Here is a 21,332-nt window from a genome sequence, read left to right as displayed (position 1 = left end):
TCATGGCCGCCGTTAAGGAAACCATCGAAGCCGTCGCCGCCCTCGAGAAATACGAGCACGGCTTCAGCTCGGACATCGAGCAGGAGTTCGCCCCGCGCGGACTGAACGCCGACATCGTGCGCTTCATCTCGGAGAAGAAGGGCGAGCCGGAGTGGATGCTGGAATGGCGGCTGGCCGCCTATGAGCGCTGGCTGGCGATGGATGAGCCGACCTGGGCTTCGGTGAAGTATGAGCCGGTCGACTATCAGTCGCTGTTCTACTACGCCGCGCCGAAGAAGAAGGAGGGGCCGAAGTCGCTCGACGAGGTCGATCCGGAACTGCTGGCCGTCTACGCCAAGCTGGGCATCCCGCTGAAGGAGCAGGAGGTGCTGGCGGGGGTCGAGGGGGCGCCGCGCTATGCCGTGGATGCGGTGTTCGACAGCGTCAGCGTGGTCACCACCTTCAAGGCCGAGCTGGCCAAGGTCGGGGTGATTTTCATGCCGATTTCCGAAGCCTTGCGTGAACATCCTGAGCTGGTGCGCAAATATCTGGGATCGGTGGTGCCGGTCTCGGACAACTATTTCGCGGCTCTGAACAGCGCGGTGTTTTCGGACGGATCGTTCGTCTACATCCCGCCGGGCGTGCGCTGCCCGATGGAGCTGTCGACCTATTTCCGCATCAATGCGAGCCAGACCGGCCAGTTCGAACGCACCCTGATCATCGCCGACAAGGGCAGCTACTGCTCGTATCTGGAAGGCTGCACGGCCCCGACCCGCGACGAGAACCAGCTGCATGCGGCCGTGGTCGAGCTGGTGGCGCTGGACGACGCCGAGATCAAATATTCGACGGTGCAGAACTGGTATCCGGGCGATCCGGTCACCGGCCGGGGCGGCATCTACAACTTCGTGACCAAGCGGGCCGACTGCCGCGGCGACCGCTCGAAGGTGTCCTGGACCCAGGTCGAGACCGGCTCGGCCATCACCTGGAAATACCCGTCCTGCCTTCTGAAAGGCGAGGAGAGCTCGGGCGAGTTCTACTCGATCGCCATCACCAACGGGCGCCAGCAGGCCGATACCGGCACCAAGATGATCCACCTCGGCAAGAACTCGAAGAGCCGCATCATCGCCAAGGCTGTCTCGGCCGGAAAGTCGGACTCGACCTATCGCGGGCTGGTCTCGGTGCATCCGAAGGCCACCGGGGTGCGCAACTTCACCCAGTGCGACAGCCTGCTGATCGGCAAGGAGTGCGGCTCGCACACCGTGCCCTATATCGAGGCCCGCAACGGCTCGGCCCAGCTGGAGCACGAGGCGACGACGACGCGGCTGTCGGACGACCAGCTGTTCTACGCCCAGCAGCGTGGGCTGTCGCAGGAGGAGGCGGTGGCCCTGCTGGTCAACGGCTTCGTGCGCGACGTGCTGCAGGAGCTGCCGATGGAGTTCGCGGTCGAGGCGCAGAAGCTGGTGGCGATCAGTCTCGAAGGTTCAGTCGGCTAATCAAGAAGAAAAACAATGCTGAAGATCAACAATCTCCACGTCTCCGTCGGCGAAAAGCCGATCCTCAAGGGCCTGACGCTCGACGTTCCTGCGGGCGAGGTGCACGCCATCATGGGGCCGAACGGGGCCGGCAAGTCGACGCTGGGCTACGCCCTGTCGGGACGGCCCGGCTATGAGGCGACCGAGGGCGCGGTGTCATGGAAGGGCGAAGACCTGCTGGCCCTCGAACCGGCCGAGCGGGCGGCGAAGGGCGTCTTCCTGTCGTTCCAGTATCCCATCGAGATTCCGGGCGTCCCGGCCCTGACCTTCGTGCGCACGGCGCTGAACGCCCAGAAGCGGGCGCGCCGCGAAGAGGAGGTCTCGGCCCCCGCCTTCCTGAAGCTGGTCAAGGCGGCGTCGGCGGCGCTGAAGATGGATTTCGACATGCTGAAGCGGCCGCTCAATGTCGGCTTTTCGGGCGGCGAGAAGAAGCGGATGGAGATCCTGCAGATGGCGCTGCTGGAGCCGTCGCTGCTGATCCTCGACGAGACGGATTCGGGTCTCGACATCGACGCCCTGCGGATCGTGGCCGACGGGGTCAACGCCCTGCGCTCGCCGGAGCGGGCCATGCTGGTGATCACCCACTACCAGCGGCTGCTGGACTACATCAAACCGGACCGGGTGCATGTGCTGGCGGCTGGGCGGATCGTGGCCTCGGGCGGGCCGGAACTGGCGCTGCAGCTGGAGGCGGAAGGGTACGACAAGTATCTGCCGGAAGCGGCGTGAGCGCGCTTCCTCTTATCGATCTGAAAGACGCCTCCAGCTTCCCGTCCCGGCGGGTGGAGGCGTGGAAATACAGCGACCTGCGGAAATATCTTCGTGAGTCGCCGGAGCCTTCGCCGTCGGCGTCCATACCGCTGACGGGCGGCGGGCCGTTCGAGGCGCTGGGCGGGGAGGCGATGGCCTTCGTCAACGGCCGGGCCGTGGGGGCGAGCGCCTTCATGGGCTCGGGCCAACAGACCGTGCGGCTGCGCTTCATCTCGAAGGCGACGGAGACGGGACATGCGGCGACGGCTCGCATCTCGGCCCGGGCGGGAGCGAAGCTGCTGCTGCTGGAGACCCATGAGGGTCAGGGCTCGGCCTATGTGGCGCACAACCGGCTGGAGCTGGACGTCGCGCGCGGGGCCGAGGTCACCCGCATCGTGCTGGTGAACGAGCCGGAGGACGCGATCTCGATCACCCAGGCCGAGGTCAAGGTCGAGGCCGGCGGCCGGTATCGCCAGACCATCGCCACGGCGGGCGCGAAGCTGCAACGGCTTGAGACGGGGGTGCGGCATCCGGGGCAGGGCGCCGACGTTCGCGTCGACGGGCTCTATGTCCTGTCGGGCTCACGCCACGCCGACCTGACCAGCGTGGTCGACCATGTCGGCGGCGACGGCACGACCTCGCAGCTGACCAAGGGGGTGGTGCGCGACACCGCGCGCGGTGTGTTCCAGGGCAAGATCGTGGTCGAGCGCGGGGCCGACGGGACGGACGCGCGCATGGGGCACCATGCCTTGATCCTCGGCGAGCGGGCCGAGGTCGACGCCAAGCCGGAACTGGTCATCTATGCCGACGATGTGCAGTGCGCGCACGGCAATACCGTCGGCAATCTGGATCAGGCGGCGCTGTTCTATCTGCAGCAGCGCGGCATTCCGCTGGACGAGGCGCGGGCCCTGCTGACCGAGGCCTTCCTCGTCGAGGTGGTGGACCGGATCGACCACGAGGGTGCGCGGGAGGTGGTGCGGGAATGGCTGACGGCTCGTCTGTGAACCGCTTTGACCCCTACGCCGCCCGAGCGCAGTTTCCGATCCTGTCCCGGACGGTAAACGGCAAGCCGCTGGTCTATCTGGACTCGGCCGCCTCGGCGCAGAAGCCGCGGGCGGTGATCGACGCCATGGTGCAGTCGATGGAGGGCAGCTACGCCAACGTCCATCGCGGCCTGCACACCCTGGCCAATGAGACGACCGAGGCCTTCGAGGCGGCGCGCGAGAGCGTGGCGCGGTTCCTCAACGCCGAAGCCGCCTCGAACATCGTCTGGACCAAGGGCGGGACCGAGGCGATCAATCTGGTGGCCGCCGGGATAGGCCAGTCGATCCAGCCGGGCGACGAGATCATCGTCAGCGAGATGGAGCACCACTCCAATATCGTGCCGTGGCACCTGCTGCGGGAGCGGCGCGGGGCGGTGCTGAAGTGGATTCCGGTGCTGGACGACGGCTCGCTGGACATGGCGGCATACGCCGAGCTGCTGGGGCCGAGGACGAAGGTCGTCGCTGTCACCCACATGTCCAATGTGCTGGGCACGGTGAATCCGGTCGCGGAGGTCACCCGGCTGGCCCACGCCGCCGGGGCGAAGGTGCTGATCGACGGCTGCCAGGGGGCGGTGCACGCCGCGCCGGACGTGCAGGCCATCGGCTGCGACTTCTACGTCTTCACCGGTCACAAGCTGTACGGGCCTTCCGGCATCGGCGCCCTGTACGGGACGGCTGAGGCGCTGGAGGGCCTGCCGCCGTATCAGGGCGGCGGCGAGATGATCGAGACGGTCACCCGGGACGAGGTCCGGTATGCGAAGCCGCCGCACCGGTTCGAGGCCGGGACGCCGCCGATCGTCGAGGCCATCGGTCTGGGCGCGGCGATCGAGTGGCTGGCGCAGTTCGACCGCCAGGCGGTCGCGGCGCATGAGCGGGCGCTGTACGATCATGCCCGGGAGCGGCTGGCCAGGGTCAACTGGCTGCGCGTGATCGGCGAGGCGGACGGGAAGGGGGCCATCCTGACCTTCACCGTCGAGGGCGCCCACGCCCACGACATCGCCCAGGTGATGGACCGCTATGGCGTGGCGGTGCGGGCCGGGCTGCACTGCGCCGAGCCGCTGGCCAAAAGGTTCGGCCTGACGTCGAGCGCCCGCGCGTCCTTCGCCCTATATAACACCACAGAGGACGCCGACGCCTTCGTCGACGCCCTGATCAAGGCCCGTGAGTTCTTCGCATGACGACCGAAACCGCCCGCATCACCGACAGCCCGGCCTTCGCCGAGGCCTGGGACGCGCCGCAGGCCGGGGCCCTGTCGCAGGGCGAGATCGACCGCCTGACGGACGACATCATCACGGCGCTGAAGTCAGTCTATGATCCGGAGATCCCGGTCGACATCTATGAGCTGGGCCTGATCTACAAGGTCGACCTGTCCGACGAGCGGGACGTGGCCATCGAGATGACGCTGACCGCGCCGGGCTGTCCGGTGGCGGGCGAGATGCCGGGCTGGGTCGAGGACGCGGTGCGCAAGGTCGAGGGCGTCAAATCGGCCAAGGCCGAGCTGGTGTTCGACCCGCCGTGGGATCCGTCGAAGATGAGCGACGAGGCCAAGCTGGCCCTGAACATGTTCTGAGGACGTCATGACCCAGCTTCAGGCCACCGCCCGTCCCCGCCGTCCGCGTCCCAAGGCCGTGTCGCTGACCGACGCCGCCGCCGCGCGGGTGCGCGAGATCATGGCCAAGGCGGAGACGCCGGCGGTGGGCATCCGCGTCGGCGTCAAGAACGGCGGCTGCGCGGGGCAGGAATACACCTTCGCCTATGCTGAGAGCATCGGGCCGATGGATGAGGTGGTCGAGGACAAAGGCGTCACCATCCTGATCGACCCCAAGGCGATCCTGTTCCTGATCGGCTCGGAGATCGATTACGAGACGACGAAGCTGGCCTCGAAATTCGTGTTCCGGAACCCGAACCAGACCGACGCCTGCGGCTGCGGCGAGAGCGTGACGATCATTCCCGCCAGGGCGCTGGAGATCGACTGAAAACCGGCGGCGTCATTCCGGTGGAGTGACGCCCGGCAGGCCGTGGACGATGAAGCCCGTCGTCGCGGCGCCGGCCCGGCGATCCTCGGAGATGGTCTGGTAGGCCGGGCTGTCGAGGAAGGCTCGCGCCTGCGTCTCGTCGTCAAAGCTCATGATGACGACCTTGTCCGGAACCCGGGCGTCCTCCAGCGGCGTCACGCCCTCGTCGGCGGCCAGCAGGCGGCCGCCCGAGCCCGCGAACGCCCCGGCGAAGCCCGCGAGGTAGGCGTTATAACGGTCGCGATTGGTGAATTGCAGCTGGGCGACGACATAGACAGTCATGCGGGTGCCTTTTCAGCGATCGCCCGGGCCCTGCGGGCTTCGTCGGGCGTCGGCACCTGAACCGCCGCAATGACCGGCGCATTCGAGGCGGCGGCGACGAGCTCTGCGGTGCGGCCTTCGATGGCGGCCTCCAGTCGGGCGAGGAATTCGTCCTTGGGCAGGCCGGTGGGGATAGGGTCCAGGAACTCCAGCGTCGCCGTGCCCGGGTGTTTCTCGAAGGCCTCCTGCGGCCAGAACAGGCCGAGGTTGGTGGCCACCGGCACAACCGGCATGTCGAAGTCGCGGTACATGTGCCAGACGCCGGAGCGATAGCGGTATTTCTCGCCGACCTTCGCCAGATTGCCCTCGGGATAGATGAGGATCCTGCGACCGTCGCGGTGGGCGTCGGCGGCGCGATCCTTCAGCGCATCGCGGGCTTCGCGGCCGCCGCAGTTGTTGACGACGATGGCGCCCAGCTTGCGCAGCACCGTGGCCATCAGCGGGAATTTCTCGAGGTGGGCGCCGGTGACGAAGGCGAGGTCGTCGAAGCGATCGTAGACCGAAAAACCGTCGCCCCAGCTCTGGTGCTTGGCGGCGATGATGAAGGCTCCCGCCGGCAGTCGCTCCTCGCCGCGGTATTCGATCCGGATGCCGGCCAGCAGGCGCATGGCCTGGACCATGCGACGGACGTAGCGGCGGATGATCCAGCCGGTGGCCGCCCGCCCGGGCGTCAGGGCCGCGATCACGGCGGCCAGGGTGTAGCCGATCGACAGGACCCAGTAGGCGATGTTGAAGGCGAGGCTTCGCATGGGGCGACTATGGCGCGATTTCGCCGGGGCGGAAGGGGTCAGGCCGCGTCGTCCAGCCAGTCGGCGCAGGTGACGCGATTCCGGCCCGAGCGCTTGGAGGCGTAGAGGGCGGCGTCGGCGCGGCCGAGCAGGCTGCTGGCGCTTTCACCGCCGCGGCGGTGTGCGAAACCGATCGAGACCGTGACCGCGCCGAGATCATCGTTGGTCGAGCGGCGGCGCAGGGCGCGCGAGCCGATCTCCTTGCGGATGCCTTCCAGCGCCGCCTCGACATCGGGCAGGCTCTCCCGGGGGAAGATCATGGCGAACTCCTCGCCGCCGTAGCGGGCCGCCACCCGTGATCCCGTCGCCGCCTTGCCGAGAACGCTGGCGACGTAGCGGAGGACCTGATCGCCGGTCTGATGACCCCAGGTGTCGTTGAAGCGCTTGAAGTGGTCGATATCGAGAACCGCCAGCGACAGGCGCGCGCCCTCGGTCAGGGCGGTTTCGCAGGCGCTTTCAAGCTGTTCGTCGAAGGCCTTGCGGTTGGCGAGGTTGGTCAGGGCGTCGGTCATGGAGTCGCGGCGCACCTGTTCCAGATGCTCGCTGAGCCGGGCGATCTCGCGCGTCGAGACCTCCAGCTTGCGCTCCAGGTCCTCGTTGTCCCGCTGGATGCGGTGGGTGGCGTCCGACAGGTCCGAGACGATGGCCCGCAGCTGGGGAGCGCCATCCGCGGACTCCAGACTGCCGGCGGCGCCCTGGAGGGTGCGTCCGTAGTCTGACTGGGCCTTGTGGGCGCGGGAGATGGCGGCCGAGACGCTGGACAGTTCGCGGTCCAGCACCCGCCCGGCGTCTCGGATCTCCTCGGTCAGCCGGGCTCGGGGCAGGTATTCGGCGGCCAGCATTTCAGCCACGGCTTCGGTGAAGGGCTCGCCGGCCGACAGCATGCGCTGGATCTCGCGGCCCAGCGGGCCGTCCGGTTCGCCGAGGTACTGCAGCCAGAGTTCGAAATTGAGCGGGGTCGGCCAGACCTGGGCGGCCTCCATCGCCTCGACGGCCCGCCGCGCCAGGGAATAGGCTTCGGGTCCCCGCAGCGTGGTTTCGACCGCTTCCGTCATGGATGTCCTCTGGCGGATCGCCTCCGAGGGCGACCTGATCGCCGGAAGCTAGGCCGGGTTCCGTAACGCCGGGTTAAACGAGGCCCCGGCCGTACGATTTCGGACCGTTCTAACCCTTGATCGGCACGGTCCGGCGCAGGAAGGCGGGAACCTCAGCCTCGCCGAACGGGCGGCCGTTGCTGCGCTGGGGTTCAGCGGCGGGACGGGCGCCGCGGCGATCCGACTGGCGCAGGTGCGCTTCCTGGGCGGGCCGCGCCTGGGGCGCGGACTCGGCGGTCGCGATCGGGGCCTCGACCGGCGATGCCGGGATCTCGGCGGTAGCTTCGGCCGGAGCCTCGGCCGCGGTCCGGGCCGAGGAGCCGGAACCGCGCCGGCTGCGGCTGCGGCGGGCGGGGGTCGTCCGTTCTTCCGCGGCGACCGGAGCCTCCGGCGTCTCCGGAGTCTGAACGACCGGCGCTTCCGCCGGCTCGGCGGCTTCGACGGTCCGGGCGGCGGGGGCGCGGCGCGAGCGGGACGGGCGTTCGGCCGTTTCGCGAGCCGGCTCGGCTCGTTCGGATTTCTCGGGACGACGACCGCCGCCGCCGAGGTCGGCGCTGTCCAGCACCAGTTCCTCAGGCGCCATCTTGATCAGCTTCAGGACTTTGTCGAGCGACCGGTCATCGCCCGGGGTGACGATCATGAAGGTCTGACCGGTCTTGCCGGCGCGGCCGGTGCGGCCGATGCGGTGCACATAGTCGTCAGCGTGGTGCGAGACGTCGTAGTTGAAGACGTGGCTGACGTCGGGGATGTCCAGTCCGCGCGCGGCGACATCGGAGGCGACCAGCAGTTTCAGCTCTCCGGAGCGGAAGGCGGCCAGGGTCTTCATGCGCAGCGACTGGTCGAGGTCGCCGTGGATCGGCGCGGCGTCGAAGCCATGCTGCTTCAGCGACTTGGCGACGACGTCGACCTCGGATTTTCGGTTGCAGAAGACGATGCCGTTGCGGACGTCGGCGCGGCCGATCAGGGCGCGCAGGGCGGCGCGCTTCATCTTCGGGTCGCTGGACGGGATGCGCACCAGATACTGGGTGATGGTCTCTGCCGTCATCGCGGGACGCGAGGCCTCGATCCGGGTCGGGTCCTTGAGGAACTGGGTCGTCAGCCGGGTGATCTCCGGCGGCATGGTGGCCGAGAAGAACAGCGTCTGGCGCTTCGGCGGGGTCAGTTTGAAGATGCGTTCGATGTCCGGGATGAAGCCCATGTCCAGCATCCGGTCGGCCTCGTCGACCACCATCAGCTCGACGCCGGTGAGCAGCATCTTGCCGCGCTCGAACAGGTCGAGAAGGCGGCCGGGCGTGGCGATCAGCACGTCGACGCCCTTGTTCAGCGCCGCCACCTGGTCGCCCATGGAGACGCCGCCGATCAGCAGCACCCAGGTCAGTTTGGTGCCCTTGGCGTATTTCTCGAAGCTGGAGGCGACCTGGTCGGCCAACTCGCGGGTCGGGGCCAGCACCAGGGCGCGGGGCATCCGGGCGCGGGCGCGGCCCTTGGACAGGCGGTCGATCAGGGGGAGGGTGAAGGCGGCGGTCTTGCCGGTGCCGGTCTGGGCGATGCCGAGTACGTCGCGGCCGGCGAGGGCGACCGGGATGGCCTGAGCCTGGATCGGGGTGGCGGTCGTGTAGCCGGTATCGGCGACCGCTTGCAGGGTCGTGGGCGAGAGGCCCAGCTGGGAAAATTCGGTCATGGGTCCTTGGGACTGGATTGAAGGACGCCCCGCGCATCGGGCCGTCGTGCGATGTCGCGGAACCGCCCTGATCTCTGGGCGAGCGGGCGGCGCGGATTCGCCAGTCCTGTCCCGAACGTGGGCCGCATATAGAAGCCCCCACGTCAGAGTCAACTATTCCCGGAACCGGCGACGGGGCTTGGCATTCCCTAAACGATTGTTAATAGTCCCGTCCGGGAAGGGTTGAAGAGGGGTTCCGCATGCTTCGCACGCTTGCCGTGGCGACCGTTTCGGTCGCGTGTCTGCTGGCCAGCCCGGGTCGGGCCGATATCAACGCCGCTTTCGGAAACACCGTGCTGTCGCGCTACGCCGACGGCGGGTGGGTGAAACACTGGTTCAATCCGGACGGCACCTACGCGGCCCAGTTTTCGGACGGGCGGCGGCTGTCGGCGCGCTGGTCGGTAAGGGGCGAGCGCGTGTGCCTGACCAACATCCGGCCCAACATGCTGATCCCGCGCTACTGCACCACCATGGTCGACGCCGATGTCGGCGAGACGTGGCAATCGCGCGACCCTCTGGGCCGCCGCGTCAACAATGTGCTGGTGGCCGGCCGCAACTGACGCGCCAGACGATCCGGATTTTGAAGAAGCCGCTCGCGGAGCGGAGAGCGCCATTCCCTGACTGCTATATCAGAGGGAATGGCGCGAGTGACGGGGCTCGAACCCGCGACCTCCGGCGTGACAGGCCGGCACTCTAACCAACTGAGCTACACCCGCGTTTCCCGGCCGCGAAGCTAGTGCGTCGCGGCGAGGGGCGTCGTTTAGGCGGGGCCGCCTCGCACTGTCAAGCGAGGATGGCGTCGGTATTCGCAGTTTTTCCGCGCTTCGGCCGGACGCCCGCCGCCCGCGGCCGCCGTTCGATAACCTGCGAACCATTCTCAATAAAAACCTTTCGCCGCATGGGTTTGAACGGGCGCGGCTCCCGGTCTAGAAAGCGCCGAATCCGCCCCCTCCCTCGACGGCGGACGAGGTCCCTCCGGATGAATGAATTTCTTCTCGAATATCTGCCGATCGTGGTGTTTCTCGGGATCGCAACGGTCCTCGGGCTCGGTTTCATGCTGGCCGCCTGGGTGCTGGCGCCGAAGAACCCGGACTCCGAGAAATTGTCGGCCTATGAGTGCGGCTTCAACGCGTTCGACGATGCGCGGATGAAGTTCGACGTCCGCTTCTATCTGGTGTCGATCCTCTTCATCATCTTCGACCTTGAGGTGGCCTTCCTGTTCCCGTGGGCGGTGTCGATGTTCGACCTGTCGCATGCGGGCATGGTGTTCGCCTTCTGGTCGATGATGGTTTTCCTCGGCGTGCTGACCGTCGGCTTCATCTACGAATGGAAGAAGGGCGCGCTGGAATGGGAGTGACGACCAACACCGTCCCGCTGATCGGCGTGGGCAACCAGGGCGCGTCCCCGGTCGGCCCGGGCCCGTCGTCGCCGCTGGCCTTCGGGACGGCCGGCCGGACCATGGTCGAGGGCTATGACCCGGCCATCCACGACAAATTCTTCGAAGCGGTCAACGCCGAGCTTGGCGAGCGCGGCTTCATCACCACCTCGCTGGACGACGTCATCAACTGGGCCCGCACCGGCTCGCTGATGTGGATGACCTTCGGGCTCGCCTGCTGCGCCGTGGAGATGATGCAGGCCTCGATGCCGCGCTTCGACATGGAGCGGTTCGGAATGGCGCCGCGAGCCAGCCCGCGGCAGTCGGACCTGATGATTGTGGCCGGCACCCTGACCAACAAGATGGCGCCCGCGCTTCGTAAAGTTTACGATCAGATGCCGGACCCGCGCTACGTGCTTTCGATGGGTTCGTGCGCCAATGGCGGCGGGTATTATCACTATAGTTACAGTGTAGTGCGCGGCTGTGACCGCGTTGTACCTGTCGATGCTTATGTTCCGGGGTGCCCGCCGACGGCGGAGGCGCTGCTGTACGGGCTGTTGCAGCTGCAGAAGAAGATCCGGCGGACGGGGACCATCGACCGATGAACGCTGTCGCCCGCATCGCGGACATGGAGTCCGCCCTGACCCCGCTCGGGGCCGAGATGGTCGGCGCGCTGGGCGTGCAGGCCCAGGTGGCCTTCGGGGAACTGACGCTGATCGCCGAACGCGACAGCATCGTGCCCGTGCTGACGGCGCTGCGCGACCGCTTCGGCTTCCAGCAACTGCTGGATGTCTGCGGCGTCGACTTCCCGGATCGCGAAGAGCGGTTCGAGGTGGTCTATCACCTGCTGTCCCTGACCCGGAACGCCCGGGTGCGGGTCAAGGTCGCGACCGACGAGGTCCAGCCCGTACCCAGCGCCGTGTCGGTCTTCCCGAACGCCGACTGGTTCGAACGCGAGGCCTTCGACATGTACGGCATGCTGTTCTCGGATCACCCGGACCTGCGCCGGCTGCTGACCGACTACGGCTTCCAGGGGCATCCGCTGCGCAAGGACTTCCCGATGACCGGCTATGTCGAGGTCCGATACGATGAAGAGCAGAAGCGGGTCGTCTACGAACCGGTCAAGCTGACCCAGGAGTTCCGCAATTTCGACTTCCAGTCGCCCTGGGAGGGCGCGGACTATCCGGCCCCGGTGCTGCCCGGCGATGAGAAGGTGAAGGGCTGATGGCTGATTCCTCCACCATCCCGGCGCCGCTGGGCGCCAGCATCTTCGACGAGCACGACGGTCGCACCGAGCACGCCCGCGCGCTCGACGATCGCAAATTCACGATCAATTTCGGGCCGCAACACCCGGCCGCGCACGGCGTGCTGCGTCTGGTGCTGGAGCTGGACGGCGAACTGGTCACCCGCGTCGATCCGCACATCGGCCTGCTGCACCGCGGCACCGAGAAGCTGATGGAGGCGCGGACCTATCTGCAGAACGTGCCGTATCTGGATCGCCTCGACTACGTCGCGCCGATGAACCAGGAACACGCCTTCTGCCTGGCCATCGAAAAGCTGCTGGGTATTGACGTGCCCTACCGCGGCCAGCTGATCCGGGTGCTGTATTCCGAGATCGGCCGCATCCTGTCGCACCTCCTGAACGTGACCACCCAGGCCATGGACGTCGGCGCCCTGACGCCGCCGCTGTGGGGCTTCGAGGAACGCGAGAAGCTGATGGTGTTCTACGAGCGCGCCTCCGGCGCCCGTCTGCACGCCAACTATTTCCGGCCCGGCGGCGTCCATCAGGACCTGTCGCCCGACCTGATCGACGACATCGGCCGCTGGTGCCTGGAATTCCCGGCGGCGCTGAAGGACATCGAGTCCCTCGTCACCGAGAACCGTATCTTCAAGCAGCGCAACGTCGACATCGGCGTGGTGTCGAAGCAGCAGGCGCTGGACTGGGGCTTCACCGGGGTGATGCTGCGCGGTTCGGACATTCCGTGGGACCTGCGCAAGTCGCAGCCGTACGAGTGCTACGCCGATCTCGAGTTCGATATCGCCGTCGGCAAGAACGGCGACTGCTGGGATCGCTACCTGTGCCGCATCGAGGAGATGAAGCAGTCGGTGCGGATCATGGAGCAGTGCATCCACAAGCTGCGCAACTGCCCCGGCGAGCCGGTCATCACCGAGGACAACAAGATCGTGCCGCCGCGGCGGGGCGAGATGAAGCGGTCGATGGAATCGCTGATCCATCACTTCAAACTCTACACCGAGGGCTTCCGCACACCGGAAGGCGAAGTCTACGCCTCCGTCGAGGCCCCCAAGGGCGAGTTCGGCGTCTATCTGGTGTCCGACGGGACCAACAAGCCGTACCGGGTCAAGATCTCGGCCCCGGGCTTCCGCCACCTGCAGGCCATGGACTGGATGAACCGCGGTCACATGCTGGCCGACGTGAGCGCCATCCTGGGCTCGCTGGATATCGTGTTCGGAGAAGTGGACCGATGAGCGTTCGTCGCCTCGCCAAGGAACAGCCCGCCTCGTTCGCCTTCTCCAAGGCGACGAAGGCCAAGGCCGACTGGTGGATCGCCAAATACCCGGCCGACCGTCGCCAGTCGGCGGTGATCCCGATCCTGTGGCTGGTCCAGAAGCAGGAAGGCTGGGTTTCCGAGCCCGCCATCCGCGCCATCGGCGAACTGCTGGGCATGCCGTTCATACGGGTGCTGGAGGTCGCGACCTTCTACACCATGTTCATGCTCGAGCCGGTCGGTTCGGCGGCCCTGATCCAGGTGTGCGGCACCACGCCGTGCATGCTGCGCGGGGCAGGGGACCTGATGAAGGTCTGCAAGGACAGGATCGGTCCCAAGGACACCCTGAGCGCCGACGGCCGCTTCACCTGGCAGGAAGTCGAATGCCTGGGCGCCTGCGCCAATGCGCCGATGGCCCAGATCAACGACTATTATTTCGAGGACCTGACGCCGGAGAGCCTGGCCAAGATCATCGACGACTTCGCCGCCGGAAAGAAGCCGAAGCCCGGATCGCGCGTCGGCCGTCACAGCTCCGAGCCGGAAGGCGGGGCCCTGACCCTGACCGATCCGAAGCTGTATGACGGCTCGGCCGCCAGGCCGATCAGGAAGCTGCCCAACAGCGATCCGGTCCCGGCATGACGCGACCGGACCTCTCCGACGATCAGGCGATCGCCCGGTACCGCGCGGAACTGCGTCTGGTCGGCCGCAACCAGCGGCTGGCCGGTTTCGCCCTGGTGATCGCCGGCGCCCTGGCTGTCTACGCCGCAGGGGCCGCCGGCGCCGCGGGCCCCGCGATCCAGTGGGCCGGCTACGCCGCGCTGGCGTTCGGCTGGGCCCTGATGCTGGCGGCCATCTTCCTGCGCACCCGTTACCACCGCCGCCGTATGCGGGAGATGGACTGAATCATGGTCGGAATCCTCGAAGACAAGGATCGCATCTTCACCAACCTCTACGGCCTCCAGGACTGGGGCCTCGAGGGCGCGAAGCAGCGCGGCGCGTGGAATGCGACGAAGGACATGCTCGACCTCGGTCGGGACTGGATCATCACCAACGTCAAGAACTCGGGCCTGCGCGGCCGCGGCGGCGCCGGATTCTCGACCGGTCTGAAGTGGTCCTTCATGCCCAAGGAGCTCAAGGACCGGCCGCACTATCTGGTGGTCAACGCCGACGAGTCGGAGCCTGGCACCGCCAAGGACCGGGAGATCATGCGGCACGATCCGCAGCTGCTGATCGAAGGCTGCCTGATCGCCAGCTTCGCGATGCAGGCCCACGCCTGCTACATCTATCTGCGCGGCGAATATGTGCTGGAACGCGAGCGCATGGAGGCCGCGGTCAAGCAGGCCTATGACGCGAAGCTGATCGGCAAGAACAACGTCCACGGCTGGGACTTCGACGTCTACATCCACCACGGCGCAGGGGCCTACATCTGCGGCGAGGAGACGGCCCTGCTCGAGTCGCTGGAGGGCAAGAAGGGGCAGCCCCGTCTGAAGCCGCCGTTCCCGGCCGGCGCCGGTCTGTACGGCTGCCCGACCACGGTGAACAACGTCGAGTCGATCGCCGTCGTCGGCACCATCCTGCGCCGCGGGGCCGAGTGGTTCGCGGGCTTCGGCCGGCCAAACAACACCGGCACCAAGCTGATGACCATCAGCGGCCACGTGAACCGGCCGTGCAATGTCGAAGAGGCGATGTCGATCCCGCTGAAGCAGCTGCTGGAAGAGCACTGCGGCGGCGTGCGCGGCGGCTGGGACAATCTGAAGGCCGTGATCCCCGGCGGTTCGTCCGTGCCGCTGATCACCCGCGAGATGTCGGAAACCGCCCTGATGGATTTCGACAGCCTGCGCGAGATGCGCTCGGGCCTCGGTACGGCGGCGGTGATCGTCATGGACCAGTCGACCGATCTGGTCCGTGCCATCGCCCGCATCAGCTATTTCTACAAGCACGAAAGCTGCGGCCAGTGCACGCCGTGCCGCGAAGGCACCGGCTGGATGTGGCGCGTGCTGGAGAGGATGGCGATCGGCGAGGCCGACCCGTCCGAAATCGACCTGCTGCTGGACGTCGCCGGCCAGGTCGAGGGCCACACCATCTGCGCCTTGGGAGACGCCGCGGCCTGGCCGGTGCAGGGTCTGATCCGGCATTTCCGCCACGAGATCGAGGAGCGGATCGCTTCCTACCGCAGCCGCCGCGCGAATTTCGCCGGCCATGCGATCGCGGCGGAGTGACGATGCGTCTGACCGCCGTCCTGATGCTGGCGCCCTTTGCCCTCGCCGCCTGCGGCGAGCGGGCGGAGGAGGGCGCGCCGACTCCGGCCGAGGCGGTGTCCGCCGCGCCAGCGCAGAGCGATGCCGCCCCGGCCGCGCCGCGGGTGCTGAACGCCGCTGACCTGCGACGCGTCTGCCGCGCCGGTCTGGCCGGGATTCACGGCCAGCAACTGACGGACATCTCGATCGACGGCCTCGACGGCGAGGTCGTCAACGCCTCGTGGCGCGCGCCGGTCGACGGCGGCCGGCGCCGGGCCCAGTGCCGGGTCGAGGGCGATCTGATCACCTGGAAGCCGGCCGACGCCGGCGATCCCCAAGAAGCCCGCTGGATGAACCAGTCCGGCGACCCGGTGACGCGCTTCGTCCTTGACGGCGAGGCCATCACCATCAACACGACGCTCCCGGATGGGACGACCGCCACGGAGACCTATGCCGTGGCGACTGAGCAAGAGGCCCGCTGATGCCCGTCGCCAAGGTCAACGGCGTAGAGATCGAATTCGAGCCCGGGATGACCGTGCTGCAGGTCGCCGAGCGCGCCGGGCAGGAGATTCCGCGCTTCTGCTATCACGAACGGCTGTCGATCGCCGGCAACTGCCGCATGTGCCTGGTCGAGGTGAAGCCCGGACCGCCGAAGCCGCAGGCGTCGTGCGCCCTGCCGGCCGCCGACGGTCAGGAGATCTTCACCGACACGCCGATGGTCAAGAAGGCCCGCGAAGGGGTGATGGAGTTCCTGCTCATCAACCACCCGCTGGACTGCCCGATCTGCGACCAGGCGGGCGAGTGCGACCTGCAGGACCAGGCCATGGGCTATGGCCGCGACGGCTCCCGCTACGCCGAGAACAAGCGCGCCGTCGAAGAAAAGAACATGGGTCCGACGGTCAAGACCTTCATGACCCGGTGCATCCAGTGCACCCGCTGCGTCCGCTTCATCACCGAGGTCGCCGGCGTGCCGGACATCGGCATGATCTCGCGCGGCGAGGACGCCGAGATCACCACCTATCTGGAAAAGAACATCGACAGCGAGCTGTCGGGCAACGTCAACGACCTGTGCCCGGTCGGCGCCCTGACGCACCGGCCGTGGCAGTACCACTACCGCCCGTGGGAGCTGAAGAAGACCGAGTCCATCGACGTCATGGACGCGCTGGGCTCGAACATCCGCGTCGACGCGCGCGGCGCCGAGGTCATGCGCGTGCTTCCGCGGGTGCATGAGGGCATCAACGAGGAGTGGCTGTCGGACATCAGCCGCTACGCCGTCGACGGCCTGCAGCGCCAGCGACTGGACCGGCCGTATGTGCGCGACAACGGGAAGCTGCGGGCGGCGTCGTGGGAAGAGGCGCTGGGCGTGGTGGCTCAGAGGCTCAAGGCGGCCGCGGCCGACCGGATCGGCGTCGTCGCCGGCGACCTGCAAGACGCGGAATCCATGAAGGCGGCGCTGGACCTGTTCCGCGCCCTAGGCTCCGCCAACACCGACTGCCGTCAGGACGGTAGCGCGCTGGGCGTCGGTGCGCGCGAGGGGTGGCTGTTCAACTCCGGCCTGCAAGGCATTGAAAACGCCGACGCCGTCCTGATCGTCGGGGCCAATCCGCGCACCGAGGCGCCGCTGCTGAACGCCCGTCTGCGCAAGGCCTGGCTGACCGGCAAGACGACCGTGGGCCTGATTGGAGAACAGGCCAATCTGACCTTCGACTACAGCTGGCTCGGCGCCGGATCGAAGACCCTGGCCAAGCTGCCCAAGGCGGCGATGGACTTCCTGACCAAAGCCGAGCGGCCGGCGATCATCGTCGGCGGGGGCGCGCTGGCGGGCGCCGAGGGACCGGCCGTGCTGAACGCGCTGGGCGCGCTGGCGAAGAAGGTCGGCGTGGTCACCGAGGGCTGGAACGGCTTCAACGTGCTTCACACCGCGGCCTCGCGCGTCGGCGGTCTCGACATGGGCTTCGTGCCGGGCGCGGGCGGCCTGTCGGCGGTCGACATGGTCAAGAAGGGCGCGCTGGACGTGCTGTTCCTGCTGGGCGCCGACGAGATCGACGCCTCGGCGACCGGCGCCTTCAAGGTCTATCTGGGAAGCCATGGCGACCGCGGCGCGCACGGCGCCGACGTGATCCTGCCCGGCGCGGCCTATACCGAGAAGTCGGGCCTGTACGTCAACACCGAGGGCCGGGTGCAGATGGCCGAACGCGCCGTCTTCCCGAAGGGCCAGGCCAAGGAAGACTGGGCCATCCTGCGCGCACTGTCGGCCATGGTCGGCCAGACCCTGCCGTATGACACCCTCGACGCCCTGCGTTCGAAGCTGATGGCGGACCATCCGACCTTCGGCCGCATCGACTATCTGCCGGCGCCCGCCACGTTCGACGTCGGCGCGCTGGGCAAGAAGGGCGACCTCGGCGATGTGGCCTTCCACTCCGCCGTCCGCGACCCCTACCTCAACAACCCGATCGCGCGCGCCAGCGTGACGATGGCCGAACTGTCCGCCCTGCGGACGGCCCCGGTCGCGATGGCGGCGGAGTAAGGCCCGATGGATTTCTGGACCACGCCCCTGGGATGGACCCTCGCCACCGCCGGCGGGATTCTGCTCGTCACCGTCGGCATCCTGATCTCGCTGGCCTTCCTGCTGCTGGCCGACCGCAAGATCTGGGCGGGCGTGCAGATGCGGAAGGGCCCCAACGTCGTCGGCCCGTTCGGCCTGCTGCAGTCGTTCGCCGACTTCTTCAAATTCGTGCTGAAGGAGATCGTCGTCCCGGCCGGCGCGGACAAGGTGATCTTCCTGCTGGCCCCGCTGCTGACCTTCGTCCTGGCCTTTATCGCCTGGGCCGCGATCCCGTTCGCGCCGGGCTGGGTCATCTCGGACCTGAACGTCGGCATCCTCTACATCTTCGCGATCAGCTCGCTGGGCGTCTACGGCATCATCATGGGCGGCTGGGCTTCGAACTCGAAGTATCCGTTCCTCGGCTCGCTGCGCAGCGCGGCGCAGATGGTGTCCTACGAGGTCTCCATCGGCCTCGTGATCATCAACGTCATCCTGCTGGCCGGGACCATGAACCTGACCCAGATCGTCACCCAGCAGGGCGGCTGGATCTGGAACTGGTTCGCCTTCGGCGGCGGTCTCTCGACCCTGCCGACCATCGTGGTGATGTTCCCGATGGCGATCATCTTCTTCATCTCCGCCCTGGCCGAGACCAACCGTCCGCCGTTCGACCTGCCCGAGGCGGAGTCCGAGCTCGTGGCCGGCTACCAGGTCGAATACAGCTCGACGCCCTATCTGCTGTTCATGATTGGCGAGTACGCCAACATCGTCTTCATGTGCGCGATGATCAGCCTGCTGTTCTTCGGCGGCTGGCACCCGGGCTTCCCGACCGACTTCCTCAACGACTGGCCCGAGTTCCTGGCCAATCTGTTCTACTTCCTGGTGTTCTTCTCCAAGATCATCTTCTGGTTCGCCATGATCGCCATGGTGAAGGCCTTTGTGCCCCGCTACCGCTACGACCAGCTGATGCGGCTGGGCTGGAAGATCTTCCTGCCGACCTCGCTGGTCGCTGTCGTCGTGGTCTCCGCGTGGCGGGTGTTCGGAGTGGGCGCATGAGCCGGCTGCTGACCCTGCTGACGCTGGGCGCCGCCGCCTCGACGGCCGCCTGCACCATTCCGACCTACGAGGCCGAGCCGGTCTCGGTCTATCAGTGGGAGCGCCGCCAGCAGGCCGTCGAACGCGAGCAGGCGGAACGCGTCCGCCTGTGCCGTATCACCAAGGATGAGGATCCGCGCAAGGAAGAGCTTTGCCGCGGCGTCTCCGGAGACAAAGACTGATGTTCACCCGTCTCGTCCAGGCGACCAAGGGCGCGATGATGCTGGACATCATCGGGGCCATCGGTCTGTCGCTGAAATACATGGCTCGCCCCAAGGCGACCGTGAACTATCCGTTCGAGCGCAACCCGCAGTCGCCGCGCTTCCGGGGCGAGCACGCTCTGCGCCGCTATCCGAACGGTGAGGAGCGGTGCATCGCCTGCAAGCTGTGCGAGGCCATCTGCCCGGCCCAGGCCATCACCATCGAGGCCGAACCGCGCGCCGACGGCAGCCGCCGCACGACCCGCTACGACATCGACATGGTGAAGTGCATCTACTGCGGCCTGTGCCAGGAGGCCTGCCCGGTGGACGCCATCGTCGAGGGGCCGAACTCGGAATTCACCGTCGAGAACCGGGAAGAGCTGCTCTACGACAAGGAAAAACTGCTTTCGAACGGCGACCGCTGGGAGCGGTTGATCGCGAAGAATCTGGAACTCGACGCGCCTTACCGCTAAGGCGCAACCGCTGAACGGGGAGGGCGATTCCGCAGGGGATCGCCGCCCATAACCGAAAGGGGCGCAGGCCTCAGATGTTGACAGGAATCGCCTTCTATCTGCTGGCGGCGGTGGCCGTGGTCGGCGGCCTGATGGTCGTCACCGCGAAGAACCCCGTGCATAGCGTGCTGTGGCTGATCCTGACCTTCTTCTCGTCGGCGGGGCTGTTCGTGCTGCTGGGCGCGGAGTTCCTGGCGATGCTGCTGGTCGTGGTCTACGTCGGCGCCGTCGCGGTGCTGTTCCTGTTCGTGGTCATGATGCTGGACGTCGACTTCGTGCGGTTGCGCGAAGGCTATGCGCGCTACCTGCCGCTGGCGGCGATCGTGGCGGGCGTGCTGCTGGCCGAGATGATCATGATCTCGCTGGTGGTCGTCCAGGGCGGCGCCGCCGCCGACGCCGTCGCTCCGGCCGCCGCGACTGTCGAAATGACCAACGTCGAGGCCATCGGCCGGGTGCTCTACACCGACTACGTCTACATCTTCCAGGCGGCGGGGATCGTGCTGCTGATCGCCATGATCGGCGCCATCGTCCTGACCCTGCGCCACAAGCCCAACATCAAGCGCCAGAAGCCCCATGACCAGGTCAACCGCGACCGCAAGACCGCGGTCGAGGTCAAGGGCGCGGCCACTGGCGCGGGCGTCTCCGCGGAGGACCTGATCTGATGGACATCACGCTCCAGCACTATCTGGCGGTCGGCGCCATCCTGTTCACCATCGGCGTCTTCGGCATCTTCGTGAACCGCAAGAACGTCATCATCATCCTGATGTCGATCGAGATGATCCTGCTGGCGGTGAACATCAATTTCGTCGCCTTCTCGACCTATCTCAACGACGTCTCCGGGCAGATCATGGCCATGTTCGTGCTCACGGTCGCCGCGGCCGAGGCCGCCGTCGGCCTGGCCATCCTGGTGACCTTCTTCCGCAATCGCGGCGACATCGCCGTCGACGACGCCTCGGTCATGAAGGGCTGATCGTGAACCTCGAGCTTCTCGTCACACTCGGCGTCTTCGCCCCGCTGCTCGGCGCCGCCATCGTCGGCCTGTCCGGCCGGCGGCTCGGCGACCTGCTGTCCAAGTCCGTCACCACGGGCCTGCTGTTCTTCTCCTGCGCCGTGGCCTGGATCGTCTTCAGCCAGTGGACCTGGGGTCATCTGGAGCCGTTTACGGTCCAGATCGCGCCGTTCATCCATGTCGGCGACTTCCAGTCGAACTGGTCGATCCGCATCGACGCCCTGTCGGCGGTGATGCTGGTCGTGGTCACCACCGTGTCCTCGCTGGTCCACCTGTACAGCTGGGGCTACATGGCCGAGGACCCCGACAAGCCGCGGTTCTTCGCCTATCTGTCGCTGTTCACCTTCGCCATGCTGGCGCTGGTCACCGCCGCCGACTTCATGCAGCTGTTCTTCGGCTGGGAAGGGGTGGGGCTGGCCTCCTATCTGCTGATCGGCTTCTGGTACAAGAAGTCCACGGCCAGCGCGGCCGCCATCAAGGCGTTCGTGGTCAACCGCGTCGGCGACTTCGGCTTCGCCCTCGGCATCTTCACCGTCTTCTGGATGTTCGGCACCATCGAGTTCGCCGAGCTGTTCCCGATGATCGCCGCGCGCGAGGGCACGGGCTGGGAATTCCT

General features: G+C 67.2%; 26 protein-coding genes and 1 tRNA gene. 22 read left to right on the top strand and 5 right to left on the bottom strand.

Features of this window, described 5'->3' with window-relative positions:
* Nucleotides 1-2: 2 nt before the first annotated feature.
* From sufB to V6M45_RS03785, 6 genes are read left to right on the top strand one after another with little or no spacing between them, the layout of a single operon-like run.
* On the top strand, nucleotides 3-1,472 hold the full coding sequence (gene sufB / locus V6M45_RS03810) for a Fe-S cluster assembly protein SufB (RefSeq protein WP_332654123.1): 1,470 nt from the start codon (nucleotides 3-5) through the stop codon (nucleotides 1,470-1,472).
* Between the two features lie 15 nt (nucleotides 1,473-1,487).
* Entirely contained in the window at nucleotides 1,488-2,237 is a 750-nt protein-coding gene (gene sufC, locus V6M45_RS03805) for a Fe-S cluster assembly ATPase SufC (protein ID WP_332654122.1), read from the top strand.
* The gene (gene sufD, locus V6M45_RS03800) at nucleotides 2,234-3,262 is read left to right on the top strand and encodes a Fe-S cluster assembly protein SufD (RefSeq protein WP_332654121.1); all 1,029 of its coding nucleotides are present in this window, start codon (nucleotides 2,234-2,236) and stop codon (nucleotides 3,260-3,262) included. Before sufC ends, sufD begins: the two co-directional genes overlap by 4 nt.
* The gene (locus V6M45_RS03795; protein WP_332654120.1) at nucleotides 3,241-4,479 is read left to right on the top strand and encodes an aminotransferase class V-fold PLP-dependent enzyme; all 1,239 of its coding nucleotides are present in this window, start codon (nucleotides 3,241-3,243) and stop codon (nucleotides 4,477-4,479) included. The genes sufD and V6M45_RS03795 overlap by 22 nt, the downstream gene beginning before the upstream one ends.
* Entirely contained in the window at nucleotides 4,476-4,871 is a 396-nt protein-coding gene (locus V6M45_RS03790; RefSeq protein ID WP_332654119.1) for an SUF system Fe-S cluster assembly protein, read from the top strand. The genes V6M45_RS03795 and V6M45_RS03790 overlap by 4 nt, the downstream gene beginning before the upstream one ends.
* Before the next feature lie 7 nt (nucleotides 4,872-4,878).
* Nucleotides 4,879-5,277 (top strand): HesB/IscA family protein, encoded by a 399-nt coding sequence (locus V6M45_RS03785; protein WP_332654118.1) that lies wholly within the window; start codon nucleotides 4,879-4,881, stop codon nucleotides 5,275-5,277.
* A 12-nt stretch (nucleotides 5,278-5,289) separates the two neighbouring features.
* Here the strand turns inward: V6M45_RS03785 and V6M45_RS03780 are convergent, their stop codons facing one another.
* The 4 genes from V6M45_RS03780 to V6M45_RS03765 all read right to left on the bottom strand — a co-directional run bounded on the left by V6M45_RS03780 (nucleotide 5,290) and on the right by V6M45_RS03765 (nucleotide 9,200).
* Nucleotides 5,290-5,598, bottom strand: coding sequence for a DUF1330 domain-containing protein (locus V6M45_RS03780; protein ID WP_332654117.1), 309 nt, complete (start codon nucleotides 5,596-5,598; stop codon nucleotides 5,290-5,292).
* A complete protein-coding gene (locus V6M45_RS03775) occupies nucleotides 5,595-6,386 on the bottom strand; it encodes a lysophospholipid acyltransferase family protein (RefSeq protein WP_332654116.1) in 792 nt (263 codons plus the stop codon). The genes V6M45_RS03780 and V6M45_RS03775 overlap by 4 nt, the downstream gene beginning before the upstream one ends.
* Nucleotides 6,387-6,424: 38 nt before the next feature.
* Nucleotides 6,425-7,480 carry a GGDEF domain-containing protein gene (locus V6M45_RS03770; protein ID WP_332654114.1) on the bottom strand — a complete coding sequence of 352 codons (1,056 nt, stop codon included), beginning with the start codon at nucleotides 7,478-7,480 and terminating at the stop codon, nucleotides 6,425-6,427.
* A gap of 109 nt (nucleotides 7,481-7,589) precedes the next feature.
* Nucleotides 7,590-9,200, bottom strand: coding sequence for a DEAD/DEAH box helicase (locus V6M45_RS03765; protein WP_332654112.1), 1,611 nt, complete (start codon nucleotides 9,198-9,200; stop codon nucleotides 7,590-7,592).
* 239 nt (nucleotides 9,201-9,439) lie between these two features.
* Here V6M45_RS03765 and V6M45_RS03760 point away from each other — a divergent pair, with 239 nt between their 5' ends.
* Complete coding sequence (locus V6M45_RS03760; RefSeq protein WP_332654111.1) at nucleotides 9,440-9,799, top strand: hypothetical protein; 360 nt, start codon at nucleotides 9,440-9,442, stop codon at nucleotides 9,797-9,799.
* A gap of 79 nt (nucleotides 9,800-9,878) precedes the next feature.
* Here the strand turns inward: V6M45_RS03760 and V6M45_RS03755 are convergent.
* Nucleotides 9,879-9,955 (bottom strand) — tRNA-Asp (locus tag V6M45_RS03755).
* A gap of 263 nt (nucleotides 9,956-10,218) precedes the next feature.
* Here V6M45_RS03755 and V6M45_RS03750 point away from each other — a divergent pair.
* The 15 genes from V6M45_RS03750 to V6M45_RS03680 all read left to right on the top strand — a co-directional run.
* Complete coding sequence (locus V6M45_RS03750; protein ID WP_332654109.1) at nucleotides 10,219-10,596, top strand: NADH-quinone oxidoreductase subunit A; 378 nt, start codon at nucleotides 10,219-10,221, stop codon at nucleotides 10,594-10,596.
* On the top strand, nucleotides 10,566-11,219 hold the full coding sequence (locus V6M45_RS03745) for a NuoB/complex I 20 kDa subunit family protein (RefSeq protein WP_442880534.1): 654 nt from the start codon (nucleotides 10,566-10,568) through the stop codon (nucleotides 11,217-11,219). The genes V6M45_RS03750 and V6M45_RS03745 overlap by 31 nt, the downstream gene beginning before the upstream one ends.
* A gap of 23 nt (nucleotides 11,220-11,242) precedes the next feature.
* On the top strand, nucleotides 11,243-11,839 hold the full coding sequence (locus V6M45_RS03740; RefSeq protein ID WP_332654145.1) for an NADH-quinone oxidoreductase subunit C: 597 nt from the start codon (nucleotides 11,243-11,245) through the stop codon (nucleotides 11,837-11,839).
* Complete coding sequence (locus V6M45_RS03735) at nucleotides 11,839-13,101, top strand: NADH-quinone oxidoreductase subunit D (RefSeq protein ID WP_332654107.1); 1,263 nt, start codon at nucleotides 11,839-11,841, stop codon at nucleotides 13,099-13,101. Before V6M45_RS03740 ends, V6M45_RS03735 begins: the two co-directional genes overlap by 1 nt.
* Entirely contained in the window at nucleotides 13,098-13,760 is a 663-nt protein-coding gene (nuoE, locus tag V6M45_RS03730; RefSeq protein ID WP_332654105.1) for an NADH-quinone oxidoreductase subunit NuoE, read from the top strand. The genes V6M45_RS03735 and nuoE overlap by 4 nt, the downstream gene beginning before the upstream one ends.
* Nucleotides 13,757-14,023 (top strand): hypothetical protein, encoded by a 267-nt coding sequence (locus V6M45_RS03725; RefSeq protein WP_332654104.1) that lies wholly within the window; start codon nucleotides 13,757-13,759, stop codon nucleotides 14,021-14,023. The genes nuoE and V6M45_RS03725 overlap by 4 nt, the downstream gene beginning before the upstream one ends.
* 3 nt (nucleotides 14,024-14,026) lie before the next feature.
* Nucleotides 14,027-15,340 carry an NADH-quinone oxidoreductase subunit NuoF gene (gene nuoF, locus V6M45_RS03720; RefSeq protein WP_332654102.1) on the top strand — a complete coding sequence of 438 codons (1,314 nt, stop codon included), beginning with the start codon at nucleotides 14,027-14,029 and terminating at the stop codon, nucleotides 15,338-15,340.
* Between the two features lie 2 nt (nucleotides 15,341-15,342).
* Nucleotides 15,343-15,840: a hypothetical protein gene (locus V6M45_RS03715; protein ID WP_332654100.1), complete on the top strand. Its 498-nt coding sequence runs from the start codon at nucleotides 15,343-15,345 to the stop codon at nucleotides 15,838-15,840.
* Nucleotides 15,840-17,885, top strand: coding sequence for an NADH-quinone oxidoreductase subunit NuoG (gene nuoG, locus V6M45_RS03710; protein ID WP_332654098.1), 2,046 nt, complete (start codon nucleotides 15,840-15,842; stop codon nucleotides 17,883-17,885). Before V6M45_RS03715 ends, nuoG begins: the two co-directional genes overlap by 1 nt.
* Nucleotides 17,886-17,891: 6 nt before the next feature.
* On the top strand, nucleotides 17,892-18,956 hold the full coding sequence (nuoH, locus tag V6M45_RS03705; RefSeq protein ID WP_332654096.1) for an NADH-quinone oxidoreductase subunit NuoH: 1,065 nt from the start codon (nucleotides 17,892-17,894) through the stop codon (nucleotides 18,954-18,956).
* Nucleotides 18,953-19,177 (top strand): hypothetical protein, encoded by a 225-nt coding sequence (locus V6M45_RS03700; RefSeq protein WP_332654094.1) that lies wholly within the window; start codon nucleotides 18,953-18,955, stop codon nucleotides 19,175-19,177. Before nuoH ends, V6M45_RS03700 begins: the two co-directional genes overlap by 4 nt.
* Complete coding sequence (nuoI, locus tag V6M45_RS03695) at nucleotides 19,177-19,668, top strand: NADH-quinone oxidoreductase subunit NuoI (protein ID WP_332654092.1); 492 nt, start codon at nucleotides 19,177-19,179, stop codon at nucleotides 19,666-19,668. The genes V6M45_RS03700 and nuoI overlap by 1 nt, the downstream gene beginning before the upstream one ends.
* Before the next feature lie 74 nt (nucleotides 19,669-19,742).
* Complete coding sequence (locus V6M45_RS03690) at nucleotides 19,743-20,369, top strand: NADH-quinone oxidoreductase subunit J (RefSeq protein ID WP_332654090.1); 627 nt, start codon at nucleotides 19,743-19,745, stop codon at nucleotides 20,367-20,369.
* The gene (nuoK, locus tag V6M45_RS03685; protein WP_332654088.1) at nucleotides 20,369-20,677 is read left to right on the top strand and encodes an NADH-quinone oxidoreductase subunit NuoK; all 309 of its coding nucleotides are present in this window, start codon (nucleotides 20,369-20,371) and stop codon (nucleotides 20,675-20,677) included. Before V6M45_RS03690 ends, nuoK begins: the two co-directional genes overlap by 1 nt.
* A gap of 2 nt (nucleotides 20,678-20,679) precedes the next feature.
* On the top strand, nucleotides 20,680-21,332 hold a 653-nt coding region (locus V6M45_RS03680), incomplete at its 3' end, for a proton-conducting transporter transmembrane domain-containing protein (protein ID WP_332654086.1).

Origin of the sequence: Brevundimonas sp. (genome assembly GCF_036676055.1) — a bacterium.
GTDB lineage: Bacteria > Pseudomonadota > Alphaproteobacteria > Caulobacterales > Caulobacteraceae > Brevundimonas.
This window is presented reverse-complemented; position numbering and strand designations above follow the sequence as displayed.